Genomic DNA, 24,973 nt, shown 5'->3' with positions numbered 1-24,973 from the left:
TATTCCTTATTCTTTAAAAATATATTGCCGCAGTACTTTTTCTAACACTTCGCGAGTAACCGGCTGTGCTTGAGCTGTTAATTGATAGCCAATACGGCCGTTTGGTTCTGCAGTTGCTTGCTGTAATGTTTGAATGTCATGAATTCCCTGTTCTCTTAAATGCATAAATAATTGCTGTTCTGTCATTTTGGCACGATTTAAGTTATCCTTTAAAATTTTTCCATCTTTAATAATAACGATCGTATTACCATCTAGGAATCGTTCCACCTTTCGTGATTTTACTTCTAAATAATGAATGATCAGTAAAACAATAGAAAATGTACACGCGGTTAATATTGTTGTTCCTAACTTCTTACTTAAAACCGGCTCTACTATAATGCGCCCAATAGATACAATGACAATAATTTCAGCTCTTGTCATTTGACTAAGAGACTTACTTCCCGCAAATTTTAAAACGATAATACCTGTAGCGATTAGTATCATGCTTTCAAGAACAATATGCATATAGTCCATTCCTTTTACAGCTATTTATACACAGTATTACCATCTTCAAATTAATCTTAATCCTGTTTATCAAATATAAAAGAGTATGTTTAAACATACTCTTTTTCATATAGAAGAAAGTGATCTTATTCCTCTTGTTTATCTAATTTTGTTTCAACAATTTTTAATCCATGATTCTCTCCATTTTCAACCACATGTTTCAAAATGGATAATTTATTATTCCAAAATTGTTCGTAAAACGAAAGCCACTGCTTTAATTCTTGTAAAGGTTCTGGCTGCAGCTGATAAATTTTTTCTCTTCCTACCTTCTTTCCACTGACTAACTTTGCCTCTGAAAGAATGTGAAGATGTTTTGTGACAGCTGTACGACTAATCGGAAAATGAGATGTTATTTCTGAAATAGGTAATTCTTTTTCTGCCAGTAATCGAAGTACCTCTCTACGAGTTGGATCAGCAATCGCTTGGAATACATCGTAATTTTCTGCTGATGGAGACACTTAGCCTTCAATAACCTTTTTAAGTTTTTCGTTCACAATGCGAATCCAACCAGATGCCATATTCTCACGAATAACAGAGCTTTTCTCATTTGCTTTTGGAAGAATAAAGTCAGGCTCTTTCCAACCACCATGAATGAGTGTAAATTCAGTTTTATCGCCTAAATCTTTTAAAAGAAAAGAAACAATCCAGCCATCTGTATCCCAGGCAAAAGAAAGATGATGAGGAGCATCAATTTCTAATACTTTACATGGAGATGGTCCAAAAGGAGATTGAATATGAAATTCATGTCCTACTTCCGCTTGAAAATCATTTGGCATAAACCATAATGCAATGCCTTCTGCAGTTGATACTGTATCCCATACTTTTTGAATAGGTGCTTCTAGCACGATTGTTTGCTTAATATCTTGTAATGTGTTCATATTACTTTTCCTTCTTTCCTAATTTTAAAATGCAACCCTTTGGTTTCACTTTGATATAATATAACACCTTTTGGTTACATGTCAATATTCATTAACCCTTATGCAATCCTGTGAATATCAAAAAACCATTGTAATAACTAAAAAACAGTATGGTTACGAGTGTTTAGTTACTCTTTCCTAAATTCATTAAAACTCTTTATAAAGTATGTTTTACATGTTCTTCAAAATATTTTCCCCAATCAGGCTGTCTTCCATCTATATCTTTGAATTTATATTCTCTTGCTAACTCCCACGAACTAAGTGCTTTTCCCGTTTTCTTATGAACATTCGGATCGCTCGCTAAAGCAGCAATTGCTCTTCCGATAAAAAATGGTGTTTCTGATGCGATAAAATGTGGATCTTTTTTTGCTCCTTCTTGCCAATTATTTTCTGTCACACCGAATATATCTAACATCGCTTCAGAACGTAAAAAGCCCGGACTAACTGCAACAGATGTTATATTGTAGGGAGCTAAGTCTCTTGCCATTGCCTGGGCTAAATGAATTGTGGAAATTTTAGCGAGGCTATAAAACAGATTCCCCCGATATTCGTAATCAACACCATCTGTAATCTCAACAACAAGTCCTTTCTTATTCTTCACCATAAGCGGGACACCGTAATGACTTGTTATCATATGAGAATGTACAGCGTTTTTTTGCATTTGAATTCCATTATCTAAGTTATGTTCCCAAAATGGTACATTCCACTCTGCCAGTGGATCGCCTCCCCATACATCATTCACTAAAATATCTAACTGCCCATTCTGCTCTTGTGCAATTTTTACGAATAAAGCTTCGACATCTTCTTTCACAGTATGATCAACGCGAACCGCAATTCCTTTTCCGCCTTGTTTCGTTACAAGTTCAGCCGTTTCTTCAATCGTCTCTGTTCTTCCCATTGATGATAAGTTTCCTTTTGTACTTCTTCCTGTCACATATACAGTAGCACCAGCTTCACCAAGCATCATTGCAATGCCTCTTCCAGCACCGCGTGTTCCACCAGCTACTACTGTAACTTTCCCTTGTAATGGTTTCATATATTTCTCCTTTACATATGATTTGGTTACACTTCATTTTTTTAAAAAAATGAATCTCTTTCCTCTTTATTCTGCTAGCCTAATTTAACATAAACTACCTCATTATTTTCAATATTTATCTCTGAACATAACATATGCTTAATTATACACATCAAAAGTAGTATTTGTATGGAGGATAAACAGTGACTCTTACACAGTCCACTATTAATCAATTCATAACTATGTTAGAAACAATCTATTATGCTTCTCACCCTAAAATAGATGAGATAAAGTATAATAGTGATATGAAAATGTATGAATTAACATGTGAAAATTATAATGACGTGCTTACTAAAGTGATCTATGAATTATGAAAAAAAGTATTTTCCAGTTTAAAGGAGCGCTTAAAATCAAAATCGATATATACATCCATTTTGATTTTTCAACCTATAAGTCAATATTATGCAGAACAAAAATGACTTTCGCTCGCTTTTTTCCCTTTATTTTAAAACCTTGCATGTGGTAGGAAAAGACCCTGACCGCTTCTATGCATGGCCAGATTCTCTCGCCCATCTAAAAAACAAAAAAGTTTTTTATTTCGTTTTTTCAATTTGTATTTATAAATATTTCCTTCTTGACTTATCATATAAATCGTGATTATAATAACTCATGTTAATTTCATAGCATTCGGATGAACCATACAGGAGAAGATCTTTTGATCTACCGATGGGGCAAAAAGCTGGTCGGACAGCTTTGAAACTCTCAGGTCTTGTGTTCAAGTAGAACTGTATGGGGACGAATCTCTGGAGAGACTCCCTCCTGTTGCACAGCAACATGGAGGAAACAGGGCACCGAAGGAGCAAATCCGCCATTACAGCGGATAATCTCTCAGGTAAAAGGACAGAGACAAGCGACAGAAAATACCGATTCCCGAATCGGTTTATTTTTCTATTCCTTGTATCTCCAGAGACCATTTCGTTTACATGAAATGGTTTTTTATTTTTTCTAAAGGAGAGTAAAGATGGAAACAGTGAATCAAGTATTAGAAGTAATTAATCATTACGTATGGGGGCTGCCGACACTCGTACTGCTTGTTGGAACAGGAATCCTCCTTACAGTACGTCTGCGAGGCCTACAATTTATCAAACTATTATACGCACATAAGCTAGCATTTGGAAAAACAGAAGACAACTCTTCTAAAGGTGACATTAGTCACTTCCAAGCGTTAATGACCGCCATGTCAGCTACTATCGGGATGGGAAATATAGCTGGCGTTGCAACCGCAGTATCTATCGGAGGACCTGGTGCAGTGTTTTGGATGTGGATTACTGCCTTGTTTGGAATGGCAACAAAATATTCAGAAGCGATTCTTGCAGTAAAATATCGCATGCATGGTGCTAACGGTGAGTACTCGGGTGGTCCGATGTATTATTTAGAACATGGGTTAGGAAAGAAATGGCTCGCTATATTATTTGCTATTTTCGGAACAACAGCTTCATTTGGAATTGGAAATATGGTGCAGTCTAATTCAGTTGCTGAGGCTATGAAAATTAATTTTTCCGTATCCCCTGTCGCAACTGGAATCGTAATGGCTCTTTTCATCGCAATTGTCATTTTAGGCGGCGTAAAAAAAATAGGAAAAGTGACCGGTTTTTTTGTTCCAATTAAAGCTTTCTTTTATATCATTGCTGGACTTATTATTATTTTTTATCATATAGATCAAATTCCAACGGCATTCCAGCTCATTTTCTCAGGTGCTTTTCATGGCACTGCAGCTGCTGGGGGCTTTGCCGGAGCAACTGTTGCTTCAGCTATTCAAATCGGAATGGCTCGAGGTGTGTTTGCAAACGAAGCTGGACTTGGCAGTGCGCCAATTGCTGCCGCTGCTGCGAAGACTGACTCCCCCGCTAAACAAGCACTCGTATCTATGACGGGAACGTTCCTTGATACATTTGTTGTATGTACAATCACTGGTTTAGTACTTATCACAACAGGTGCTTGGAATTCCGGTAAAACGGGCGTTGAAGCAACAACATTTGCATTTCAAACTGTATTTGGAAGCGCCGGAAGTATGATCCTTGGCATCGCAATTATTTTATTTGCGTATTCCACAATGTTAGGCTGGTCATATTATGGAGAGAAATGTGTTGAATATTTATTTGGCTATCATGCAGTTCGATACTACCGTCTCATTTTTGTTGGTATAATCATGTTTGGGGCAAATTTAAAACTAGGACTTGTTTGGACGTTCTCTGATATTGCAAATGGACTAATGGCAATCCCAAATTTAATTGGTTTGATTGGATTAAGCGGGATTGTTGTTACAGAAACACAACGGTTTTTACAGGCGGAAAAATCTAACAATTCTAACAATCGGATTGCAAGTTAAATTAACTCTTGTTTTTAAATAAAGTTTGATTAAAAAACCATTAATTTATGATAAATAAAAAGAATCCATTTTGAAAAAGTTCGAGCAAAATGGATTCTTCAACTATAAATCATGATACGATTTTTATAAAAAATTTTGTAATTAATTATTATATTATTTCTCCATTACCTTTAATTTCGTCTCTACCCTAACAAACATAATAATTATTAATAGTATCATAAGAGCTATGAGTGCAATTATTGTTTGTGGATACCTGAATGTTAGGCTAATTATACTTCCTATAAGAATCATTAAAAAACCATTTTTCCTCATAATTTCAGCACTATATTTATTCCCCGCCTGCCATAACTCTATATTCTTCATAGATCGACGCGTTCGATAGCCAAATGCTGCATTAATATCTGTAGTTGGATATTTTTTTAATAGTAGTGCAGATAATATGAATATGATACCAATCAATAGACTAATTCCTATATTTACAAGCATATATACCATTAAAATCCCCCCTCTTTATCTATTTTTCAAAAACTAATTATTACCTTTATAAACTAATTATACCATATTGTTACAATTGAACTTTAATTTGTTAATTAATGTGAATATATAGTGTAACAACTATATGGCATTATTCATGGAAACCCACAATAATCAAATAGGCCACAGGTATGACACTCTCAAGCTTTCCTAAGGTCTTGCGTAAAAGGTACTAAGAGAAATCAGTAACACTGATATTAGGTAGAACTAAAAATAATAATCTGAATATTTACGAAATTAAGGATAGGATTTCCTTTGGATATATCGAAATTATAAAGTATGTCATTATGTTTTTTATATTTAAACTTTTTCTATACATGATCAAAGGCTTCCCAGCTAAAATATATGTTTCAATTTTTAACTTATATAATACAAATGCTAATTATTTCTTAGATTACTATTCTACTGCAATAAACCGAAGAAAACTCATTTCTTTAACTTAATTTCTATTTCACAGTAAATGAACTAGAAAACGATTATAAAATTTAGGAGGATTACAATGACCCAGCTTGATACATTACATCCAATTGTAGAAAAAATAATTGACAATATTGAAAAATTGATGGTAGGAAAACGAAAAGAAACGATCCTAACTTTGACGGCTCTCTTAGCTGAAGGGCATGTTTTATTAGAAGATGTTCCGGGTGTCGGAAAAACAATGTTAGTCCGCGCCCTTTCTAAATCCATTGATGCCGATTACAAGCGAATTCAATTCACACCTGATTTACTGCCGTCAGATGTAACAGGTGTTTCTATTTATAATCCAAAAGAATTACAATTTGAGTTTAAGCCTGGGCCAATTATGGGGAACTTTGTGCTTGCTGATGAAATTAATCGTACATCACCGAAGACACAATCGGCCTTACTTGAAAGTATGGAGGAAGGTAGTATCACAATAGATGGCATCACAAGACTGTTACCAAAACCGTTCTTTGTAATGGCGACGCAAAATCCGGTTGAGTATGAAGGAACATATCCTTTGCCAGAAGCTCAGCTCGATCGTTTCTTATTGAAGCTAAAAATGGGTTATCCTACTCCAGAAGAAGAATTTGAAATTTTAAATCGTATGGAAAAAACAAATCCTCTCTCCCGTTTACAGGCTATTATTACAATAGAAGAATTATTGAAATTACAACTATGCACACGGGAAGTATGTATAGACAAAGAAATCAAACATTACATTGTAAAACTTGTCACTCAAACCCGGTCTTATAATTCCATACAGCTAGGTGCAAGTCCACGTGGGTCTATTGCTTTAATGAAGGCTTCACAGGCTTTTGCATTCATCCATGGCAGAAATTATGTTATTCCAGACGACGTTAAATTTTTAGCGCCCTACGTTTTAGCTCACAGACTTATTCTAAAAATGGAAGCGAAATTTGAAGGTATAACGGGAGAAAAAGTTATCGCAAAAATCGTTGCCCGTACTTCCGTACCGACTCAAAGGACGATGAACCTTTGATGAAACGACTACTACGAGCAATTTATCATGTTGCCAAGTTGTTGTTGATCCCTCTATTCCTTGTCTTAACATTTGTATATGCTATGCTGCAAGGAGGGTTTGTAAGTTGGTTTTTGTTTTACAGTACGATTCCTTTCAGCCTTTACGCATTACTACTTCCCTTCTACGCCTTACGGGACGCTGAAGTGAGACGAATAACGAATCAAAAAGAATATTTGGCGGGAGAACAATTTTTAAGCACTATTACAATAAAAAGAAAATTGCCTTTCCCCTTACTTTATTTAGTTGTAGAAGATGAACTGCCTCCACAATTTACAAATTATAAACAAACAAGGGCGAATAAAGTAATACTATTTCCAGGGTTAAAACAAAGTATTTCGTTTCAATATGTCATCGATACAATCCCTAGAGGAGAGCACACTTTTTCGAGCATACGTGTAAAAACTGGCGATCTATTCGGTATTATGGAAAAAGAGACATTTTTTTCAGTCCCTGATACATTTTTAGTCTATCCCAAGTATGTAGATATAACTTATCGACAATTAGAAAATCATTTTGAACAAGGAGCACTTTCAGCAAATATAAATTTAACAAAAGACTCTACAGTCTCTGTCGGTGTCAGAGAATATAAACCTGGTGATCGTTTTTCATGGATTGATTGGAAGGCAACTGCTCGAACAAACAATATTATGACGAAAGAGTTTGAGCAACAGCGCAGCAATAATATCATGATATTCATGGACAGAACCCCATCTTCCCTATTCGAATCAGTTGTTACGTTTACTGCCTCTATTGTAAAGGCTGTCTTGAAGCAAAATTCACCAGCGTCATTCGTGTCTGTCGGAAAAGAACGAACTGTATTCCCTTTAGATAATGGAGATACTCAGTTGCAACAAATCTTTTGTCATTTAGCGAAAGTACAAGCAGACAGTATATTCCCGCTCTCTCAAAGTGTAGAAATGGAATTAAGAAAAATGTATCAGCCAATCACTACTATACTTGTCACAAGCGATCTTTCTCTCGATATTCAAAAAGCAGCTGATTGCGCAGCGATAAAAAATAGAAAATTAATAGTGTTCGTCGTGAAAGAAAAAGCAAACCAACTCTCACATCGAGAACTAAGTATACTAGAAACTCTACAAAAACGAAAAATAATGGTAAAAGTGGTTTATGAAAACCGTTATACGAACGTGTTTTTTGAGGTGAGCAAATGAAAACATTACAAGTGAAAAATCAATGGGATATGAGTAGATTCTTTATACATATATGCGGATTTCTTCTTTTACTAGAGTGGGTAAGGCCGCTTATAGGTATTACAAATGTAGGTAGACTAGATATTTTTGTAATATTTATAGGAATTTGCTTCACTCTCTCTTTTTTTCAAACGAAGTGGCAAATTCCAATTAAGGTTGTAACAATTTTATTCATTATTCATTCCTTATATTATAAAAATGCCTTTATAAATCCATCTTGGCTCACAACATTCTTTTCTGATCTTTCTCAAAACGCCTCCCTGTTTTTTCAGGGAAATTTGCTAGATATTTCTCCAGTTTTTCCGACATTCTTATTTTTTCTATCATTCTGGTTTTTGAGTTCTTTCATCTCTTTTTGGATGATTCATAAAAAACGCGGATTGTTATTTCTTATTTTGACTATCATTTATATCTCGACTTTTCATAACTTACATTTATACAATTCAAATTATGCGATTATTCGTACCGTTGTCATCGGCTTTTTTATGCTAAGCCTTCTTCAAATTGAACGGATAAAAGAAAGTGAACAATTACAAAATTATGCTAGACATCTTACAAAATTACTTAGACCTCTTGCGATATTTATTGTATTGTCCACAACCATTGCATACTTTACTCCAAAATTCGGCCCTCAATGGACCAATCCGATGAATTTTTTAAAATTCAAAACATCTGAAGTAAATGAGAAACCAAAAGTTTCTAAAATCGGGTACGGTTTAGATGACTCGCAATTAGGCGGTCCTTTTGAGGCAGATCATACAATTGTTTTTACAGCGCAAACGCAAAACAAACAATATTGGAGAGTAGAAACAAAAGACTTTTATACGGGAAAAGGCTGGGAAGTTTCTGAAAAGCCGAAAAAAATTTCTTTTAAAAATAAAAACGACGTCATGAGCTGGTACGAACAAAACATAAAAATGGAGACAACCGCAGCAATGATTACTATGCAAAAAAGTTATCCTCACCTTATTTATCCAGCAGGATTAGTATCAGTTGAGGCTACTTCTGACATATCATACAGCGTTGATCCATTTTCAGAAAAAATTTATACAATGAACGGAGACTCTTCTACTACTTTAAATTCGTATAAAGTAACATATGAGACCCCGCAGTTTTCCATAGAAAATTTGAAAGCTGTAAAACCAAATGAAGGTCATGAAACAAGTTCTTATTTCAGAACTAAGTATACACAGCTTCCCGAATCATTACCACAGCGAGTAAAAGACTTGGCTGTCAATCTTACAAATGATAAAGACAACCGCTATGATAAAGTATTAGCTATTGAAAATTACTTAACAGACAATTCTTTTGTATACGAAACAATCAATGTCATGGTGCCTGCCAAAAACCAAGATTATGTAGATCAATTCCTTTTCGATACAAAAAAAGGATACTGTAATAATTTTTCGACGTCTATGATTGTATTACTTCGTTCCGCCTCGATTCCTGCTCGCTGGGTAAAAGGCTATACTGAAGGAACTCTTGACAATACATTAGGTGATAGCGTTTATAAAATCGCAAACAATAACGCGCACTCTTGGGTCGAAGTATACTTTCCAGGATACGGATGGATTCCGTTCGAACCAACAAAAGGATTTACCAATCCATATCATTTTATAAATAACGCTCCAGCTTCTACTTCGCAAAATAGCGAAGTAATCAATTCTAACAACGAACAAATGCAGCAGCGGAACAATGAAGCAAAACTCAAAAGTTTAATAGAAAATACAGAAGAAGTTTCTACCAAAAAGATTACAAATTCTAAAAAAGAATTTTCCTGGTGGTACGTATTCCTCTCTACTATACCAATGAGTATCATAGGGTACATTCTCTTTACCACTAGAATGAAATGGCTTACATTTTTTATGATTCTTTTCTATAAATACCGAAAAGGTGATGCCGTTTATCCAAAAGCCTACGATGCACTTTTAAAACAATTTGCGAGAATCGGTATACCCCGAAATGAAAGTCAAACATTACGAGAGTACGCACTCCGTATCGACACACTTTACAGTTCGACTGATATGCAACAACTTACTCTTAGTTATGAGAATGCCATGTATCAAAAGGAACAGGGCGCAGCCGAGTGGAACAAATCCGTACAATTATGGGAAGCACTTATGAAAAAAGCAGCCTCTATGCCTAAATCAATTGACTTTGATGCAGTAATTTAATTTTTTAATAAAGTGGTGTTAAAATCATTATGAATACAGTTTAAAAAAGTTATACCGTTTGTAAAAAAGTTGCACCGTTTTACCCCTTTGGAGATGGTTATCTAAAGGGGTGTTTTTATAGTAAAAAAGAAAAGAACATCTGAATTAAAAGATTGGTTAAGGAACTGTTGAGTGACAATAAGTTGTTCCGTTAAAGGGCCATATTCTTAAATGAATTGTGGGAATAATGGCAATTTGAGGTGATTGTTATTAAGTTAAAGAGCAGGTTAGTTTAATAACATCAGCAACTTTATTCAGAATTCACAAAAACTTGACAGGAGAAACAATATCTAAATGATTAAAGGGAGGAAGAATTATGTCCAATAACGTAAGCCCAAGAAGAATAATTTTAGATTTAGCAGTTACTTTAGATGGTTTTATTGAAGGAGAAAATGGGGAAGTTGATTGGTGCATCATGGACTCTGAGATGGGGTTTATTAATTTCTTAAATCAAATTGATACTATTTTATATGGAAGAAAAAGCTTCGATCTATGGGGACAATTTACTCCAGAAATTGAAGATACTGATACTGAAAAAGAAATTTGGGAATTAGTTCATAGCAAAGAAAAATATGTGTTTTCCAAAACACAAAAAGGGACTGATAATAAAGCAATATTCATAAATGACAATGTTTTTGAAGAAGTAAATAAATTAAAGAATAAGCCTGGTAAAGACATCTGGCTATATGGCGGAGCAAGTCTTATTACAACTTTTATCAATTTAGGGCTTGTTGATGAATTTAGATTATCTGTTCACCCCATTATTTTGGGAGAAGGAAAACCGTTATTTATTGATATAAAACAGAGGATGAATTTAAAAATGATTACTACAAGAACGTTCTCCTCTGGCGTTGTGCAACTAATCTATCATTTGAATGGGAATTAATAATATTGCGCATTCCAAAGATAAAATACAATAAAGTGAAACTTCCGTCAGTGGAGGTTTTCTTCATCCCCCACTGACGGAAAGCCCTCACCAATCGGGCTTTTACGGGCAGTTATCCCCCATTTAACGTGCCTATATGTAATTCATTTAAATGATATAAAGAATAAAAAGGCTCTAATATTGAATAAGAATATAAAGGGCGGAACTTATTTGAAGATTTTTGAAACTTTTTACTTTTAGGTAATTATTATTTGTATGGTACTATCATCTCTCTTTGGGTAATGCGCCGCCCTTCATCCTAGCAGGATCTTGATGGCCGTTGCGCTCATTGTGACCATCTTGGGACTAACGCTAGGTTAGACTCTAGTCCTCCCCTTATTCGATATGCAACTGATGACAATCAAGAAATACATGAAGCATTTTCTAAATCGTTAAACCAAAGTGCGTTTTAGCCTGAAGGAGATAAATTTTTAATGGATTATTGTGATGATTATATTGATAGAGCTCATCAATATTTTTGTCAAAAGAGGAGGAGTTAAAATGAAGAGAGATGATAACAAGATTGGTCACTTTACATCTAAAGAAGGGAAGGAAGACTTTCAAATTGCTTACGATGAATCAATGGCACTTCTTCCAAAGCCTAACGAGACGAAAGATATAAAAACGAAATATGGCACAGTTCGTGCTTATTACTTTACTAAAGAGGAAAACAAACATAAAGATCCAATACTCTTACTCCCTGGCCGTGGTGCATCTACTCCAATGTGGGTACCGAATTTAGAAGGGCTAAGAGAGGAAAGACCAGTTTACACGATAGATTTACTCGGTGAACCTGGTATGAGTGTGCAAATGAAGGTGATTGAAAGCCAAAAGCAACAAGCAGAATGGTTAAATGAAGCGATTGAAGGATTAGGTTTAGAAAAAGTGCATATCGTGGGTGTCTCAGTTGGTGGTTGGACAACAATGAATTTGGCCAGATATAATCCAGAGCATATTGCTTCGGCTAGTTTATTGGACCCAGTCTTTGTATTTGCACAAATGCCCATAAAGATGATTCTTGCATCTATTCCAGCTTCCGTACCTGTTGTACCTAAGTTTATAAGAGAAAAGATGTTAAGCTATGTTTCTGGAGGAGCAAAAGCAAATGACGATGAGCCTATTGCTAAATTAATCGAGTCGGGTATGCGTAATTATAAACTTAAAACCCCAGCGCCTGATCTATTTACTAAAGAGGATTTAAAGAATATCAATGTTCCAGTTCTTGCATTAATGGCTGAAAAAAGTACAATGCACGATTCAGCAAAAGCAGTTGAAACTGGGAAAAAATATGTTAAAGATATCGATATCGTTAACTGGAAAAATGCATCTCACGCAATCAATGGTGAGTTCTCTAACGAAGTTAATGCTAAAATCCTTGATTTTGTAGAACAACATTCTAATGACAACTAAGTTGAAAGTGGCAATATGTTGTAATAACAGCTTGCATTATCACTTCTTTTTAATAATCGGAGTAAAAAATATACAGATATCCACTATACGATTAGATTCTTTATTCAACAAACGGGCGCTTTAATGGAATAAGGATTACAGAAATAATCAAACTTCTTTATAAAACCAAAACTTAAATCAGCTGGATATGAAACCATTTTGATCAAAAAGTCTTTTCAAAATGGTTTCTTCTTATTTACCGCAAAATATCGGTTTGTGAGGTATTTTTGATCAAACTTTATTTCAAAGCAATAATTGGCAGTTTTATTTTTCTTGTTAGCGTAAAATAAATTGTATTCCTGTCTAAAACGCAGTCGAGTTCAAGAACTTTTCGAAATAATTAACTAAGCTCAATCCGGTTAGAAGAAGATAGCCAATTTCTAATCTCCTCCTCCGCCATCTCCCCCACCATCTCCTGAACTGCCACATCCACTATCACTGCTACTATCACATCCATTATCACTATCCCAATATCCCCATGATGAACCTGAAGAGCCATTTCTCGATTTTTTTCCTTTATTTATATTGTTATTAGTCTTATTGTCTTCCTCGAACAGTACAAACAATGCAAGATATAGAAAAAGTAATGCCATCATTACCAGAAAAATTATCATCGAATCCAAAAAACGAGTTGGTTTAACAAATAAAAATAAACTTCCACATATACATGCTGCTGTTATTCCATATATTATTTTAGCTATCAATCTTTTAGACGAATTGATTTCCGGGGCTATTTTTTGCATTTTAATAGCCTGCTGCCTTTGATTATATTTTCTCTGTTTTCTTTTTCTTTTTTTACTCATATTTTCCCTCATGTTTCTTTTTTTAACCTTATTAATATTTATAACTAACTTAATTGTCTCTAAAGTTTAAAAATCCTTTAATTTGCTTTATATGATAGATGTCATGTTCCACCATTCCTCTGAAATATTTATCCACTGTCATTTCATTTGACTCTATATGGAAAATCCCCTCTAAATCGCTATCGGCTAACGAATCTAATAATCCTTGTCTTGTTTCACAGACCTCTTGAATTAATTGTACCTTACTAATTCCTGAATGTGCATATCCCTTCGCCAGCCTATTCATGTCTTCTACATTCACTTTAGATTTTGGAAGTATCTCTCCATTCACCATACCTTCAAGACGTTCTTCTAAAATATATCGATCCCAATACATGAAATGAGAGATAATTGCAGCCGTTGACCATTTCCCTTCACAAATAGGACTAAAAAATATCGTTTCATTTACTGCCTCTAAAGAAGTGAGGAAAGGGATTAACTGATTTAATTCTTTTCTAACGCAATGAGTTGACTTTTTCAAAGTTTTCCTCTCCTTTTGTAAAATTACAATAAATGTATTACATTCTAATGTCTGAAACACATATAACCCCGTTCTAATTTTAAGACGGGGTTATACGTGTTTCATTTTGGTAAAAAATACTTCACCACATTTTAAAATATAACAATAACGCCGTTTATATATAAGTTGGGATCTTCCATAATTTTTTCGCGCTTTTCAAATGAAGTGGACAAATGGCGATTTACCGGTAATTGTCATGGATTGGTTGAAACAGATCTTCTTGGGTAGTCCGAACAACAGAAAAATTGTCAACATTATAATGACCATGAAGTATTTCATTATGATGACTTATGATATTTTCAGCAGATAGAATTGAAGAATCTGTTGTCGAATGACCATCCCCAACTAAAGTAACATCAAAATGATTCACCGTTGCGGTTCTAACCGCCGTGTCAATACAGTGTTCTGTTTTACATCCCATAATAACAAGATGCTCAATCTCGTTTTCCTTTAAAAAATCCATTAATGGTGTACCATAAAACGCATTTGTAGCTGCTTTATCAAATATTTTTGCAGTGACTGGCACTTTTACTTTCGGGTGTATTTGAAACCCTGGACCTTTTCCTTCAGCAACATCTTTATCCCTTATAAAGACGATTAAAGCCTGTGATTCTATTGCCTTATTAATAACTAAGTTAATGTGATCTAATAATACTTCTTTATTAAACACACTTTTCGTTTCATTATTACCATCAACTAATTCTTGCTGGACATCAATAATAAGCAAAGCTTGGTTCAATAGAAAAACTCCTTTTCCTTATAATTTTTACACGTGTTCTCCATGCCTTTCTTCATTTTCATATCCATAATATCGCCTCCCTTATCTTTTAATTTATTTCGTTATATAAATATAAAATCCTCTTTTTAAACCGGATATCATTTGAAAAATTTTTCCTTTTGTTATTCAACTATATGGTCCTTTAATCAAATAATGTTTGATCATCTCTCAAAAATAATTTCTTCAATCCCCTTCATTACTTCAAAGGCTCCTGAACTTTTGTTTGAAGATACTACTATCTTGATTCCTGACTTAGGATAAAAAGCTGAATGGAAACTCACGCCAGGGTCATATCCCATTACATGATATTTAATTATAGATTCTTCACTTTTAGTGATCCAAAGTCCATACCCATAATCTACCCCATCTTTAACATAGGTTTGTGAATTCAAAAGTATTTCTGTACATTCTTTACTCAAAAGCTGATGATTAAACAATGTTTCCCAAAATTTGATCATATCTGATGATGTGATAAAAGCCCCCCCATCAGCTCCACCTTTTATCGGAATAGAGTAGATATTCGTTCTCCATGTTCCATCTTTATTATCTATGTACCCATAGGCAGTGTTTTTAGGGAGTTGATCTAAAGAAAAATATCCTGAATCATTCATTCCACATCGTTGGAAGAGATTTGATTCAATATAGTTGGTAAAAGAAAGTCCTGATTGTTGTTCTACGATTAAACCTAAAACAATGAATCCAGCATTATTGTAGTGGAATTTCTCTCCAGGTTGAAACATCATGTTCCCCTTTTGAAATAAAGGAAGAAAATCTTTTACGTCATTTAAAAGATACATAGGTGTTTGTTTCCAAAGATCCTCAAAGTTATCCATTACTTGTTCATCAAAATAGTCTGGTATTCCAGAAGTGTGAGTCAAAAGGTGATGAATTGTTATGTCTTTGTTAAAATTCGGGAATTTTATATTTAAACAATCTTCAAGACGAGTTTCAAATGATAGTAAACCTTTTTCAACAAGTTGGCAAATAGCAACAGCTGTAAACAACTTACAGCCAGATGCAATTCCAAAGCGTGTATGAACAGTATTCAATTTTTTATCAGCCCTATTCGCATAACCAAATGCCGATTCAAATAAGACTTCATTGTTATCCTTGATGTAAATAGCTCCAGAAAATTGTTCATCTATTATGTTATGAATTGCTTTAGTAAGTTTTAAAGTTCGATTGCTCAAAATAATCCCCCTCATTCTATTAAATGAATGTTATTCGTTTTGTCTTTTCTCCCTCATTAATAGGTAGTAATGTATTATTCCCCATTTCAATACGAATTTCCTTTTACTCATTAATATTATGAAGAGAGATTCGTTCGTTTATTATAGAGACGAATATCCTCTCTTTTTATACATACTAAAATATAAACAAAATATTTGAATGTTTAAACAATCCAAGCAGGCCAACTGAAAACTAAAGATTGTTTTTTATGGTAATATAAGGATTGAAGACAACCTATTTTAGTTTAAAGGAGACGTTTAAATGTCAGCAATAAGGATTGAGAAAGCATCTATTATAGACGCTGAAACATTAACAGAGATTTCAAAAAAGACCTTTAATGAAGAAGCAAAAAAATGGTTCCCAAATCAAGAGAATATAATTGACTATAACATTCAGCCACCAGGGTATGCTTCAATTGAAATGACCAAGTATATGATCAAGGAGTTAAATTGCTTCAAAATTCTATACAACGAAATGATTGTGGGTGGAATTATTGTCACGATTTCAGGTCAGTCTTTTGGGAGAATAGACCGTATTTTTGTAGACCCTAACTCTCAGGGGAAAGGCATAGGGTCAAAAGTCATAACTTTGATAGAACAAGAGTTTTTAAATGTGAGGACTTGGGATCTTGAAACATCTAGTAGACAAATCAACAACCACTTCTTTTATGAAAAAATGGGATATAAAACAACCTTTAAAACAGAAGATGATTATTGTTACATAAAGAGAATAGAAACTTCATCTAGAATAGAAAACTTAGTTGAAAATGAGGATATTTCAGATACCCAGTATGAAAGCTGCAATATGGCTAAGACGGAGTGCTATCAGGTAACTTTAAAAGACAGTTCTTTTAGCAACAGTAACATGATGAGCAGCCATATTAACAACTGTAATCTTAGTCATTCAAAGTTCCATAATATAAATTTTAGAAACACATTGTTTGCTGATTTAAATTTTTCTAACAGTGAAATGGCCTTAGTGACTTTAGATGGGGTTCGTTTCGTTGATACAAATCTTGGAGAAGAAGATAATCCAATTACGTTTAAAAGATGTAATCTTAAAGGTAGTAAAATAACTCATAGTAACCTTAGGGATGTGGAAATACAGCAAAGTGATATAACCGGTATGAAGATAAACAACATCCCTGTTGTGGATCTTCATACCGGTTATATTATCAAGTAAATAAAAAGTAATCCATTATGAAGAGCATGTTTTGAAAAAAGATTGATCAAAACATGCTCTAATTGGTTTGAATCCAAATTGCGGAAACGTCATACTCTTGTAGTCTTTATACTTTTTCTGTTTTGGATACTTTGCATCTTTACGAAAGAAATGATTAAACGCTTTTTTCAGACGTGCAAACACTTCTTGCAAAGGCTGAGAAGGCATTTCTTTTAGAAAAGGATACGCATTTTTGTCCAATGTAAGTTGTCTTTGCATATCATAACGATCGTAATTTTCTTTGTTTTTCTTATATTTCCGTTCTTTGTCTAGCAAGGCTGAATTGTAGGTTTGACGACAATATTGTAGCCAACGGTCTAACACTTCTTTTTGCGCTTCTGTTGGAAAGATTTCATATTTTTGATTCAACAACATTGTCATCACCTCCCATTCGTTTTGTCCTTGTGTTTCGTGTTTCGATGTATTGGTTTAGAACTTTTAATAGTGTGCCGCCTACAATCAGCAAACAATAGCTTTGAGACCAAAAGCATTCTTTACATACATTCTGTCTGATTTGAGGAAATTCCTTTTTCATTCCTTTGGCTTTCGCCAACCAAAATTTGTCCCCTTCCTACTCATTGGGCTTCACCCTTCTCATTCCTTGAGGAAGGGGAATTCTTTTGGAAATATGTTAAAAGCATAATAACCAAATTTCTCATAGCACCTTTCAAAGGCAGGCATAATATAGCCAAAGTTTTCTTCTGTAAAGAAAATAGAAGAAGAATTCCAACACTCACCTTTATACTTGTCAGGGAGAATCTCTATATAACAAGAGCCTTCGAGGGTACTGGCATCATAGATTATTTCAATCATTTAATCGCCCCTTTATCAGAAGGTAAATCTCTAACATGTTTAAGGTATTTAGTCATATTTCTATCATCCTCAATTGGGTATGTGAAATTAAAGTGTTCAGCGACATCTTTGGATAAGATTCTAAATAATTCACAAGTAACAAATATTGATTCCCATATATTTTTATAATCAGAATTAGAATAGGTTTCTTTGTACATTTTCCAATATGATTCTGGAAGATATTCCTTAAAATATTTCCCTAACTTTCCTGGTGAAACTTGAAAATCTTCTTGTATTCCAATCCACCAAGTAACCATTTTATCCAAAGAATCTCTCGTCGTATATTCAAACATTAGTTTTGCATATGGGAGTTCATCACGCCAAATTCCTTTTGCAACATTTTGTAAACACCACCAGAAATTGTTTGTATAGCTATCGTATTCACTTTTGGACGGCTTTTTGACATGGTAATCTATATCGGTAGGATAAGGGATTGCTGGCAAAAGATTATCTTTGTCCATTAAGGGAAGAGTGAGCTTATCTTTTTCATACTCTTCAAACATAACTTCTTTTGTTTGGATACGAAGGTCTATGCGATTCCCATCTGTAAAGAGCATTAAAAAACCATAAGACCTAGCAAAATCAAAATCAATTCCCTTGCCAAAATCACTTTTGTCAGGTTCTTGCATCATTATTAAATCTCCAAAAGCATGAATCCATGTCTTATCTTTTATAAAAGGTGCTGTTTCTGTCACAACATAAACAACATCATAATCCTGAAACATATCTTTTGGTACATTTGGGTTTGTTCGTGAACCATTCATATAGACTGCCCGAATACGTTCATCTTCCTTGGCCATGTTTATTATAAGGTCCATCATTTCTTGTTCATTTCTCATCTAATTCCCCTCCGAATATATAGTTAGTTTTACATAAAAATTCAAAATGGAGGGGCTCGTGGATGGTATAAGCCTAATCTAATAATTATAATTTATAACTTATTTAAGATTTTTTTCATCTAACCTTCCTTCCCTATTTAGAGCTAGCTTTTTTATAAGTTATTTCAACATTTTTTCCTAGATTCCTTTTTAACATTTTTAACCAAGAAGTCTCCATCTTCTAAATATTAGGTCTTGATAACATATGTCAAACAAGATTCCTAAAGGGGTACCGTCAGGAAATTGCAGTTTTACAACGCTAAGGAGGTTTCAACCCATTAAAAAAAATCGATCTCTTAACCAAAAAATCGACTTTTTTATTTGTTCTTATTCAACTAAAGCCCCCGTTAGCTATGTTGATTCAGGTCTTCTTCTAAAATTTCAAATTTATTATGTCTATTTTTTTGAAATTACAGTAAACATCCCCGTCATGTTGGGTGAGTAATCTTTAAAATCATATTTTTCATAGAATGATTTTTTACCTTGTGATGCAAACAAACCAATAAACGCTTTATCTGGGGCATTCCGATTTAAGTATTCAACCAAAATATTCATTATTTCCTTTCCAATACCATTCTTTTGATAATCTGGATGAACTACTATATCTTGAATATAGAAATAGATAGCCCCATCGCCAACAATTCTCCCCATACCCACAATTTGATCATTATCATTGACTGTGATGCAGTGAATAGAATTTCGAAGTGATGTTTCCACTACTTCAAAATTCATATAATTAGTCCATCCCACAGAGTCACACAAATATTTATATTCTTCCAATGTTGGAATGTTATTTTTAATCTCATATTTCTTCATAATGTATCCTCCAAGAATTTAATTTCACCCAATAAAATATATTCGACACAGTTTTATCTAATCCTCTTACTAACTTAACCTGCACCCGTTAAGTTTTCCGCTTAACGTTGTAAATTCGCATACATCTGGCGCTATTCCCTAAAGAAAAAAGACGATTTCTTGTACACTAAGAAATCGATTTTTTTATGTTCTTTCTACACTAAAGCGCTTGTTAGTTCGTAATTCGTTTCTAAATTCACATAGAAAACGTTCTACACCTGGATACTTTTCACCAAGACTTGTTATCTCAAAACCGTATTTTCGATAAAATTCCACTGCATCATTATCCGTCTCAGCATAAATCAATGGATATTTATTAGAAATATAATTAATCATATTGCTACCAATACCTTTATCTCGTTGAACTGAAGATACTGCAATATGTTTAATTTCACATTCTTTTACACTAATAATTTCAATGCCTATACAACCAACAATTTCTCCCTCAAGCTCCAAACTATATAATTTTCGATTTAATGATTTTGAATATTTTCCATATTCTTGCTCCACTTTAAAATCTGATGTGGCGAAGGATAAAAGTTTCCTTATAGATGGATGAATCGTTTTCGAATTAACTTCTTTCATAAACATCACCTTTTCTAAAGCACCCGTTAAGTTTAAGTACATTTCTTCATAATCTTTTTTCTATCTTAACATAAATATCCATTTCGAAAAAATATAATAATTCCACCTTTAATTTATATACGTTTCAATTCATCGATAATCTTATATACCCCCTCTTCAATCCTTTCTGTTTTTACATTCGACACATTCAATTTTAATATTTTTTCTTTTGGAAACGAAGATAAATAATTTTTCTCAATCGAATCTAGTAATATTTTGTTTTGTAGTAACTTTCGAATAAGCGGTTGCACGATAACCTTCTTATTTAGAATGATATGTGTATGCACACACGGCAAATTTGTATCGTGATATTGAAATAACTGTTTGTTCATACTACTCCATTCTTTCAAAGAAGCCACTAATCTCTTGGATCTTTCGTAATAGGAATCACGAATTTTTTGTTTATGCCGATCAAACATACCGCTCTTTATGTAAACTTCTAGAGCTGCTTGTGAAATCATCGAGCTATCGATATCTAGTAATTTTTTATAAGTAAAGAAATTTTCAGCTAAACAATCAGGTATCACTGCAACACCAACTCGGAGTCCTGGAAAAATAATTTTAGAGTAACTTTTCAAATAAATAACATGGGAGGAATCATCATAACTATACATTGGATCTGCTTTAGCATCTCTTTCTAAATCCGCTAAATAATCATCTTCCACAATAAACACATCATACTTCTTCGCTAAACGGACAATAGCTTCCTTTTCTTTCTTAGAATACGATGTTCCTAATGGATTATGAAATCTCGACATTGTATAAAAAAATTTAATATCTTCTGTTCGAAATATATGTTCTAATTCGTTTAAGTCGATCCCTTCGGCTGTTCGTTCTATGCCACTCACAGGGATGCCATGCGTTTCTAAATATTCGATAAACAAATGATAACTCGGCTGTTCAATTAGAATTGTTTTCTTTTTATTTGGAAACGGAATAGAAGTTAACAAAGATAATGCCTGCTGAACACCTGATGTAATAAAAATATTTTCTTCATTGGTAAATACTTGATAGTTTGTTAATTGCCTTTGAACAACTCGAATTAACGAAGGCAATCCCTTCGGAGTTCCGTATATAAATAAATCATTTTTATATGTATCAATTGCTTTATTCATGCAATGCTGAAAATCTAAATATGGAAAAACATCCGGATCAGGTGCAGATGTTGCAAAATCTATGACACTACTATACCTAACATGATTTTCGTTTGTTTTTTTCACAACATAGTATCCGCTTTTCGAAACGGAGTATATCATATGTCTTTTTTCTAACTCTTGAAGCGCACGAATAATGGTACTTTTCGTGCATTGATAACGCGCACTTAAAAATCGAATAGAAGGTAATTTATCTCCTTCTTTTAATTCACCAGTTTGAATTAACTTTTCTAAATCATTAAAAACAATTAAATATTTATACACGCTTACACCTCTATATATTTTTGTACCGGTACAGATTGTATTTATTTGTATTGTAGCACCCACAAGAAAACATTACCATTTACATATACTGGCCAGTAAGAAAATTGATGATACGAGGTGTGATTATGACACAAATAAAAAAAGCATACGCCGCAGCCATTCTTTATACATTCATTATTGGTTTTTCATTTATGTTTGTAAAACTAACCTTTACAATCACGGGACCACTGGATACATTAGCTCATCGATTTACCGTTTCTTTTCTAACCGCATCTATTCCAGTAATATTCGGTTTGATCAAATTAAATATTACATTTAAAAATATGCTTTCTATTTTACCTGTAGCCATTCTATATCCGGCTTTATTCTTTACTTTTCAAGCATTTGGATTAGTGTATACATCTTCTTCTGAAGCAGGAATTATTCAGGCTACCATTCCTATCTTCACAATAGTATGCGCCTCTTACTTTTTAAAAGAACGAACAACAATTTGGCAAAAATTATCCCTTCTTTTATCTGTATCTGGTGTGATTTTCATTTTTGCTATGAAAGGATTAGGCTCTCATACTACCAATTTTACCGGTGTTATACTTATTCTTTTATCAGCATTATCATCAGCTGGGTATAACGTTCTAGCACGAAAGATGACAAAACAATTTCGACTAATCGATGTAACGTATATGATGACTGTAATTGGATTTGTTTGCTTTAATACGTTGTCTATCGGAAATCACATTGCAGCTGGAACGATGCATCTCTATTTTCAGCCCTTTACAAGCTCGTTATTTCTAGTTTCCATCTTATATTTAGGAATCCTTTCTTCACTGTTAACAGCATTCCTATCAAATTACGCTTTATCCATTGTAGAAGCATCAAAAATGAGTGTATTTAGCAATGTATCCACTTTAATTACGATGTTCGCTGGTGTAATTTTCTTACAAGAAGAGCTCACGTATTACCATATCATCGGAGCAGTCATGATTATTCTCGGGGTAATAGGTACGAACTTTTTAGATGAAAAATTTGTGTCGGTGAAGAAGAAAAACGTTAGTGTGTAAAAGAAAAGCATGTTTTGAATCTATTCAAAACATGCTTTCAATAATGTTACTAATATTTTTTAAAAAGGATACTCCATTACATATTTTATAATTACTCTAATGCTTCTAATTTCAGCATCGCACCAAAATATTGCGAAGCAGTGGTAAAAGCAATACATGCACACAGCTCACTTATTTCTTCTTCACTAAAACATTCCCTCAAAATGTCAAAAGTTGAATTTGATATTTCTCCCTTTTGCTTTAAAAACACTTCCGCAAATCCTACTGCAGTAGATATTTTTTCATTAAACTTATCAAACTCAGGTTTTCCTTTCGCTTTACAGTACTCACAGCCATTACTTTGTGCTAACGTTCTTCTTACTTGTTCCTTTAACTCAGCAGAGAGCAGTCCCTCTTTTTCTAAAACATCTCCCAAATGAGACCACCCTTTCATCACTTCTATGTTATGCCCTAAAAGTCTTTGAAATGGTGATTCCCCCAAATTTGATTCAATAATTCTTGCCATTTAAAGCACCTCCTTGTTATATTAATTATAAAAAATAATATTATTAAATCACATTAAATTAGAAACGAATTATCTAAAAACACTTTAAATAATCAACAAAAGAAAGGATATTTATTTAAATATGAAAATAGATAATATTGATAAAAAAATAATAGATGAATTACATAATAATAGTCGTTTATCAATGAGTGAAATTGGAAGAAGAGTTAATTTATCTTCGCCATCCGTAACAGAACGCGTAAGACAAATGGAGTCATTTGGAATAATTAAAAGATATACTTTAGAAATTGATTACGAGAAATTAGGTTTACCTATTCAATGTATAATTGAAGCAACAGTTAAAAACGGAGACTATAAATCGTTTAAAAATTATATAGAGAAACTTCCTAACGTAGAATTTTGTTACCGTATAGCAGGAAATGCTTGTTATATGCTAAAGATGCAATTTGAAAATTTCGCCAAAGCGGAGGAATTCATCGAAGATGTAAATCCATTTGCACATACTGTTACACATTTTATTTTTTCACCAGTTCAAACAAATTTACGAATGAATACGGACTAAACATTCACCTAAAAATTACTTACGCTTATTAAACTATCCTGAATCTTTAGTGAAAGAACCCAAAAAGATTTAGTTAATACGATTAGGGCTTGCCTAGTTATATACACATTTTCCCATTCTGCATATAGTAAGAATATACTCATATGTTTGTATAAAAGGTGGTTATTATTTTGAGATTTTCTTCTAAAAAAAAGGGGTCACCTTGTTATTTTCCATGCGCTCTTCCTCTTCCTCAACCAGGACCAGTAGGCCCTCAAGGCCCTCAGGGTCCCCAAGGCCCCCCTTTTAAAGGTCTGGTTTCTGTTAAAAATCTAATGTTTTTTACAGTCTCTGATGGTACAAAACTTGTATATAAAAATGTTGATGGTTTACCTCAACTTGGAATTACAGAAATTTTAGCACCAAAACAAGTGTCATATATGAATTTGTTTATAAACGGCATTTTACAATCAACGAATTCTTATGACGTACAATCAGGTACATTGACACTACTTACCGATGAAGTTCCACCAGCTGGGACTCCTATCACACTTCAATTTATTTTAATCAATCAGTAAAAAGCGGATTCTTTTAAAAGAATCCGCTTTTTTATTGCAAAGTATTAGTTTACAACAAACTCAATCGTAACTGGAACACCAGGATCTAAAGCATCTGCATTAGGAATTGTAATAGCTGCTGTAGTTACACTGGAATCACTTGCAGCTTGTAATTGTCCGTTCAAATACAAATTATAATATGCAAATGACGAAGGAAATGCCGTAGCTGCAGCACCAGCATCATTAGTACAAGCAGTTGCTAATATATTGAAAGTTGCACCTGTTCCTGTTCCAACGCTAATTGTTGAGTTAAACCGTCTATTAGCCATAAATGGTTTAATAATAGCCAATTGACTTCACTCCTTTCATTTTTCAATAGAGTAGGGTTTGTCCT

The 24,973-nt window shown here is 33.6% G+C and carries 29 protein-coding genes and 1 riboswitch; of the genes, 11 read left to right on the top strand and 18 right to left on the bottom strand.

Translation table 11 applies throughout. From position 1 onward, the window contains the following. Window positions 1–6: 6 nt before the first annotated feature. The 4 genes from WAZ07_RS16615 to WAZ07_RS16600 all read right to left on the bottom strand — a co-directional run bounded on the left by WAZ07_RS16615 (window position 7) and on the right by WAZ07_RS16600 (window position 2,496). Window positions 7–504 (bottom strand): DUF421 domain-containing protein, encoded by a 498-nt coding sequence (locus tag WAZ07_RS16615; RefSeq protein ID WP_336473350.1) that lies wholly within the window; start codon window positions 502–504, stop codon window positions 7–9. A gap of 125 nt (window positions 505–629) precedes the next feature. Beyond that, window positions 630–1,001: an ArsR/SmtB family transcription factor gene (locus WAZ07_RS16610; protein ID WP_090914610.1), complete on the bottom strand. Its 372-nt coding sequence runs from the start codon at window positions 999–1,001 to the stop codon at window positions 630–632. Continuing rightward, window positions 1,002–1,421 (bottom strand): SRPBCC family protein, encoded by a 420-nt coding sequence (locus tag WAZ07_RS16605; RefSeq protein ID WP_336473349.1) that lies wholly within the window; start codon window positions 1,419–1,421, stop codon window positions 1,002–1,004. A 196-nt stretch (window positions 1,422–1,617) separates the two neighbouring features. Then, the gene (locus WAZ07_RS16600) at window positions 1,618–2,496 is read right to left on the bottom strand and encodes an SDR family oxidoreductase (RefSeq protein WP_336473348.1); all 879 of its coding nucleotides are present in this window, start codon (window positions 2,494–2,496) and stop codon (window positions 1,618–1,620) included. Window positions 2,497–2,678: 182 nt separating this feature from the next. Between WAZ07_RS16600 and WAZ07_RS16595 the strand changes: the two genes are divergently transcribed. Beyond that, the gene (locus tag WAZ07_RS16595) at window positions 2,679–2,849 is read left to right on the top strand and encodes a hypothetical protein (protein ID WP_336473347.1); all 171 of its coding nucleotides are present in this window, start codon (window positions 2,679–2,681) and stop codon (window positions 2,847–2,849) included. A gap of 419 nt (window positions 2,850–3,268) precedes the next feature. Beyond that, window positions 3,269–3,389: riboswitch (glycine riboswitch) on the top strand. 107 nt (window positions 3,390–3,496) lie between these two features. Further along, entirely contained in the window at window positions 3,497–4,864 is a 1,368-nt protein-coding gene (locus tag WAZ07_RS16590) for an alanine/glycine:cation symporter family protein (protein ID WP_336473346.1), read from the top strand. A 153-nt stretch (window positions 4,865–5,017) separates the two neighbouring features. Here WAZ07_RS16590 and WAZ07_RS16585 read toward each other — a convergent pair whose 3' ends face one another. Next, entirely contained in the window at window positions 5,018–5,359 is a 342-nt protein-coding gene (locus tag WAZ07_RS16585) for an SdpI family protein (RefSeq protein ID WP_336473345.1), read from the bottom strand. Between the two features lie 538 nt (window positions 5,360–5,897). On the opposite strand from WAZ07_RS16585, the gene WAZ07_RS16580 reads away from it, so the two are divergent. The 5 genes from WAZ07_RS16580 (at window position 5,898) to WAZ07_RS16560 (ending at window position 12,661) form a co-directional block, all read left to right on the top strand. After that, window positions 5,898–6,860: an AAA family ATPase gene (locus tag WAZ07_RS16580; protein ID WP_336473344.1), complete on the top strand. Its 963-nt coding sequence runs from the start codon at window positions 5,898–5,900 to the stop codon at window positions 6,858–6,860. After that, window positions 6,860–8,074, top strand: coding sequence for a DUF58 domain-containing protein (locus tag WAZ07_RS16575; protein WP_336473440.1), 1,215 nt, complete (start codon window positions 6,860–6,862; stop codon window positions 8,072–8,074). The genes WAZ07_RS16580 and WAZ07_RS16575 overlap by 1 nt, the downstream gene beginning before the upstream one ends. Further along, window positions 8,071–10,287 carry a transglutaminase TgpA family protein gene (locus WAZ07_RS16570; RefSeq protein ID WP_336473343.1) on the top strand — a complete coding sequence of 739 codons (2,217 nt, stop codon included), beginning with the start codon at window positions 8,071–8,073 and terminating at the stop codon, window positions 10,285–10,287. The genes WAZ07_RS16575 and WAZ07_RS16570 overlap by 4 nt, the downstream gene beginning before the upstream one ends. A 355-nt stretch (window positions 10,288–10,642) precedes the next feature. Then, complete coding sequence (locus WAZ07_RS16565) at window positions 10,643–11,212, top strand: dihydrofolate reductase family protein (protein ID WP_336473342.1); 570 nt, start codon at window positions 10,643–10,645, stop codon at window positions 11,210–11,212. A 540-nt stretch (window positions 11,213–11,752) separates the two neighbouring features. Continuing rightward, window positions 11,753–12,661 (top strand): alpha/beta fold hydrolase, encoded by a 909-nt coding sequence (locus WAZ07_RS16560; protein ID WP_336473341.1) that lies wholly within the window; start codon window positions 11,753–11,755, stop codon window positions 12,659–12,661. Between the two features lie 419 nt (window positions 12,662–13,080). Here WAZ07_RS16560 and WAZ07_RS16555 read toward each other — a convergent pair whose 3' ends face one another. From WAZ07_RS16555 to WAZ07_RS16540, 4 genes are all read right to left on the bottom strand, one after another. Further along, window positions 13,081–13,503 (bottom strand): hypothetical protein, encoded by a 423-nt coding sequence (locus WAZ07_RS16555; RefSeq protein ID WP_336473340.1) that lies wholly within the window; start codon window positions 13,501–13,503, stop codon window positions 13,081–13,083. Between the two features lie 49 nt (window positions 13,504–13,552). After that, window positions 13,553–14,023: a DinB family protein gene (locus WAZ07_RS16550; RefSeq protein ID WP_336473339.1), complete on the bottom strand. Its 471-nt coding sequence runs from the start codon at window positions 14,021–14,023 to the stop codon at window positions 13,553–13,555. A gap of 220 nt (window positions 14,024–14,243) precedes the next feature. After that, window positions 14,244–14,801, bottom strand: a complete 558-nt coding sequence (locus WAZ07_RS16545) for an isochorismatase family protein (RefSeq protein ID WP_336473338.1) — start codon at window positions 14,799–14,801, stop codon at window positions 14,244–14,246. A gap of 200 nt (window positions 14,802–15,001) precedes the next feature. Then, window positions 15,002–16,045 carry a serine hydrolase domain-containing protein gene (locus WAZ07_RS16540; RefSeq protein WP_336473337.1) on the bottom strand — a complete coding sequence of 348 codons (1,044 nt, stop codon included), beginning with the start codon at window positions 16,043–16,045 and terminating at the stop codon, window positions 15,002–15,004. A gap of 286 nt (window positions 16,046–16,331) precedes the next feature. Between WAZ07_RS16540 and WAZ07_RS16535 the strand changes: the two genes are divergently transcribed. Then, on the top strand, window positions 16,332–17,252 hold the full coding sequence (locus WAZ07_RS16535; RefSeq protein ID WP_336473336.1) for a GNAT family N-acetyltransferase: 921 nt from the start codon (window positions 16,332–16,334) through the stop codon (window positions 17,250–17,252). A 15-nt stretch (window positions 17,253–17,267) separates the two neighbouring features. Here WAZ07_RS16535 and WAZ07_RS16530 read toward each other — a convergent pair whose 3' ends face one another. From WAZ07_RS16530 to WAZ07_RS16505, 7 genes are all read right to left on the bottom strand, one after another. Continuing rightward, window positions 17,268–17,666, bottom strand: a complete 399-nt coding sequence (locus WAZ07_RS16530; protein WP_336473335.1) for a helix-turn-helix domain-containing protein — start codon at window positions 17,664–17,666, stop codon at window positions 17,268–17,270. Then, a complete protein-coding gene (locus WAZ07_RS26280; RefSeq protein ID WP_413788905.1) occupies window positions 17,644–17,826 on the bottom strand; it encodes a transposase in 183 nt (60 codons plus the stop codon). The genes WAZ07_RS16530 and WAZ07_RS26280 overlap by 23 nt, the downstream gene beginning before the upstream one ends. A 59-nt stretch (window positions 17,827–17,885) precedes the next feature. Further along, complete coding sequence (locus WAZ07_RS16525; protein ID WP_336473334.1) at window positions 17,886–18,104, bottom strand: hypothetical protein; 219 nt, start codon at window positions 18,102–18,104, stop codon at window positions 17,886–17,888. Next, complete coding sequence (locus WAZ07_RS16520; protein WP_336473333.1) at window positions 18,101–18,982, bottom strand: aminoglycoside 6-adenylyltransferase; 882 nt, start codon at window positions 18,980–18,982, stop codon at window positions 18,101–18,103. The genes WAZ07_RS16525 and WAZ07_RS16520 overlap by 4 nt, the downstream gene beginning before the upstream one ends. A 435-nt stretch (window positions 18,983–19,417) precedes the next feature. Further along, a complete protein-coding gene (locus WAZ07_RS16515) occupies window positions 19,418–19,837 on the bottom strand; it encodes a GNAT family N-acetyltransferase (protein ID WP_336473332.1) in 420 nt (139 codons plus the stop codon). A 183-nt stretch (window positions 19,838–20,020) separates the two neighbouring features. Continuing rightward, the gene (locus tag WAZ07_RS16510) at window positions 20,021–20,503 is read right to left on the bottom strand and encodes a GNAT family N-acetyltransferase (RefSeq protein WP_336473331.1); all 483 of its coding nucleotides are present in this window, start codon (window positions 20,501–20,503) and stop codon (window positions 20,021–20,023) included. A gap of 71 nt (window positions 20,504–20,574) precedes the next feature. Then, window positions 20,575–21,918, bottom strand: coding sequence for an aminotransferase-like domain-containing protein (locus WAZ07_RS16505; protein WP_336473330.1), 1,344 nt, complete (start codon window positions 21,916–21,918; stop codon window positions 20,575–20,577). Between the two features lie 125 nt (window positions 21,919–22,043). Here WAZ07_RS16505 and WAZ07_RS16500 point away from each other — a divergent pair, with 125 nt between their 5' ends. Further along, the gene (locus tag WAZ07_RS16500) at window positions 22,044–22,976 is read left to right on the top strand and encodes a DMT family transporter (RefSeq protein WP_336473329.1); all 933 of its coding nucleotides are present in this window, start codon (window positions 22,044–22,046) and stop codon (window positions 22,974–22,976) included. Window positions 22,977–23,067: 91 nt separating this feature from the next. Here the strand turns inward: WAZ07_RS16500 and WAZ07_RS16495 are convergent, their stop codons facing one another. Further along, complete coding sequence (locus WAZ07_RS16495; RefSeq protein WP_336473328.1) at window positions 23,068–23,481, bottom strand: carboxymuconolactone decarboxylase family protein; 414 nt, start codon at window positions 23,479–23,481, stop codon at window positions 23,068–23,070. 121 nt (window positions 23,482–23,602) lie between these two features. Between WAZ07_RS16495 and WAZ07_RS16490 the strand changes: the two genes are divergently transcribed. Both WAZ07_RS16490 and WAZ07_RS16485 read left to right on the top strand, forming a co-directional pair. Beyond that, window positions 23,603–24,043: an Lrp/AsnC family transcriptional regulator gene (locus tag WAZ07_RS16490; protein WP_090914577.1), complete on the top strand. Its 441-nt coding sequence runs from the start codon at window positions 23,603–23,605 to the stop codon at window positions 24,041–24,043. Between the two features lie 170 nt (window positions 24,044–24,213). Then, window positions 24,214–24,600 carry a DUF4183 domain-containing protein gene (locus WAZ07_RS16485; RefSeq protein ID WP_336473327.1) on the top strand — a complete coding sequence of 129 codons (387 nt, stop codon included), beginning with the start codon at window positions 24,214–24,216 and terminating at the stop codon, window positions 24,598–24,600. Between the two features lie 44 nt (window positions 24,601–24,644). On the opposite strand, the gene WAZ07_RS16480 is transcribed toward WAZ07_RS16485, so the two are convergent. Then, window positions 24,645–24,929, bottom strand: a complete 285-nt coding sequence (locus WAZ07_RS16480; RefSeq protein ID WP_336473326.1) for a DUF4183 domain-containing protein — start codon at window positions 24,927–24,929, stop codon at window positions 24,645–24,647. Between the last annotated feature and the right edge of the window lie 44 nt (window positions 24,930–24,973).

Source organism: Bacillus bruguierae, from assembly GCF_037104725.1.
Classification (GTDB): domain Bacteria; phylum Bacillota; class Bacilli; order Bacillales; family Bacillaceae_G; genus Bacillus_A; species Bacillus_A bruguierae.
The sequence above is the reverse complement of the archived record's forward strand: the minus strand, read 5'-3'. Positions and strand labels throughout refer to the sequence as shown.

Excerpts from the sequence above, each read along its gene's own strand:
- WAZ07_RS16535 (WP_336473336.1), top strand. The coding sequence starts at position 16,332 with ATGTCAGCAATAAGGATTGAGAAAGCATCTATTATAGACGCTGAAACA.
- WAZ07_RS16600 (WP_336473348.1), bottom strand. The coding sequence starts at position 2,496 with ATGAAACCATTACAAGGGAAAGTTACAGTAGTAGCTGGTGGAACACGC.
- WAZ07_RS16605 (WP_336473349.1), bottom strand. The coding sequence starts at position 1,421 with ATGAACACATTACAAGATATTAAGCAAACAATCGTGCTAGAAGCACCT.
- WAZ07_RS16495 (WP_336473328.1), bottom strand. The coding sequence starts at position 23,481 with ATGGCAAGAATTATTGAATCAAATTTGGGGGAATCACCATTTCAAAGA.
- WAZ07_RS16540 (WP_336473337.1), bottom strand. The coding sequence starts at position 16,045 with ATGAGGGGGATTATTTTGAGCAATCGAACTTTAAAACTTACTAAAGCA.
- WAZ07_RS16580 (WP_336473344.1), top strand. The coding sequence starts at position 5,898 with ATGACCCAGCTTGATACATTACATCCAATTGTAGAAAAAATAATTGAC.
- WAZ07_RS16565 (WP_336473342.1), top strand. The coding sequence starts at position 10,643 with ATGTCCAATAACGTAAGCCCAAGAAGAATAATTTTAGATTTAGCAGTT.
- WAZ07_RS16585 (WP_336473345.1), bottom strand. The coding sequence starts at position 5,359 with ATGGTATATATGCTTGTAAATATAGGAATTAGTCTATTGATTGGTATC.
- WAZ07_RS16520 (WP_336473333.1), bottom strand. The coding sequence starts at position 18,982 with ATGAGAAATGAACAAGAAATGATGGACCTTATAATAAACATGGCCAAG.
- WAZ07_RS16525 (WP_336473334.1), bottom strand. The coding sequence starts at position 18,104 with ATGATTGAAATAATCTATGATGCCAGTACCCTCGAAGGCTCTTGTTAT.
- WAZ07_RS16615 (WP_336473350.1), bottom strand. The coding sequence starts at position 504 with ATGCATATTGTTCTTGAAAGCATGATACTAATCGCTACAGGTATTATC.
- WAZ07_RS16515 (WP_336473332.1), bottom strand. The coding sequence starts at position 19,837 with ATGAAGAAATATGAGATTAAAAATAACATTCCAACATTGGAAGAATAT.
- WAZ07_RS16510 (WP_336473331.1), bottom strand. The coding sequence starts at position 20,503 with ATGTACTTAAACTTAACGGGTGCTTTAGAAAAGGTGATGTTTATGAAA.
- WAZ07_RS16560 (WP_336473341.1), top strand. The coding sequence starts at position 11,753 with ATGAAGAGAGATGATAACAAGATTGGTCACTTTACATCTAAAGAAGGG.
- WAZ07_RS16575 (WP_336473440.1), top strand. The coding sequence starts at position 6,860 with ATGAAACGACTACTACGAGCAATTTATCATGTTGCCAAGTTGTTGTTG.
- WAZ07_RS16555 (WP_336473340.1), bottom strand. The coding sequence starts at position 13,503 with ATGAGTAAAAAAAGAAAAAGAAAACAGAGAAAATATAATCAAAGGCAG.
- WAZ07_RS16570 (WP_336473343.1), top strand. The coding sequence starts at position 8,071 with ATGAAAACATTACAAGTGAAAAATCAATGGGATATGAGTAGATTCTTT.
- WAZ07_RS26280 (WP_413788905.1), bottom strand. The coding sequence starts at position 17,826 with ATGAAAAAGGAATTTCCTCAAATCAGACAGAATGTATGTAAAGAATGC.
- WAZ07_RS16590 (WP_336473346.1), top strand. The coding sequence starts at position 3,497 with ATGGAAACAGTGAATCAAGTATTAGAAGTAATTAATCATTACGTATGG.
- WAZ07_RS16490 (WP_090914577.1), top strand. The coding sequence starts at position 23,603 with ATGAAAATAGATAATATTGATAAAAAAATAATAGATGAATTACATAAT.
- WAZ07_RS16500 (WP_336473329.1), top strand. The coding sequence starts at position 22,044 with ATGACACAAATAAAAAAAGCATACGCCGCAGCCATTCTTTATACATTC.
- WAZ07_RS16530 (WP_336473335.1), bottom strand. The coding sequence starts at position 17,666 with ATGTTGTTGAATCAAAAATATGAAATCTTTCCAACAGAAGCGCAAAAA.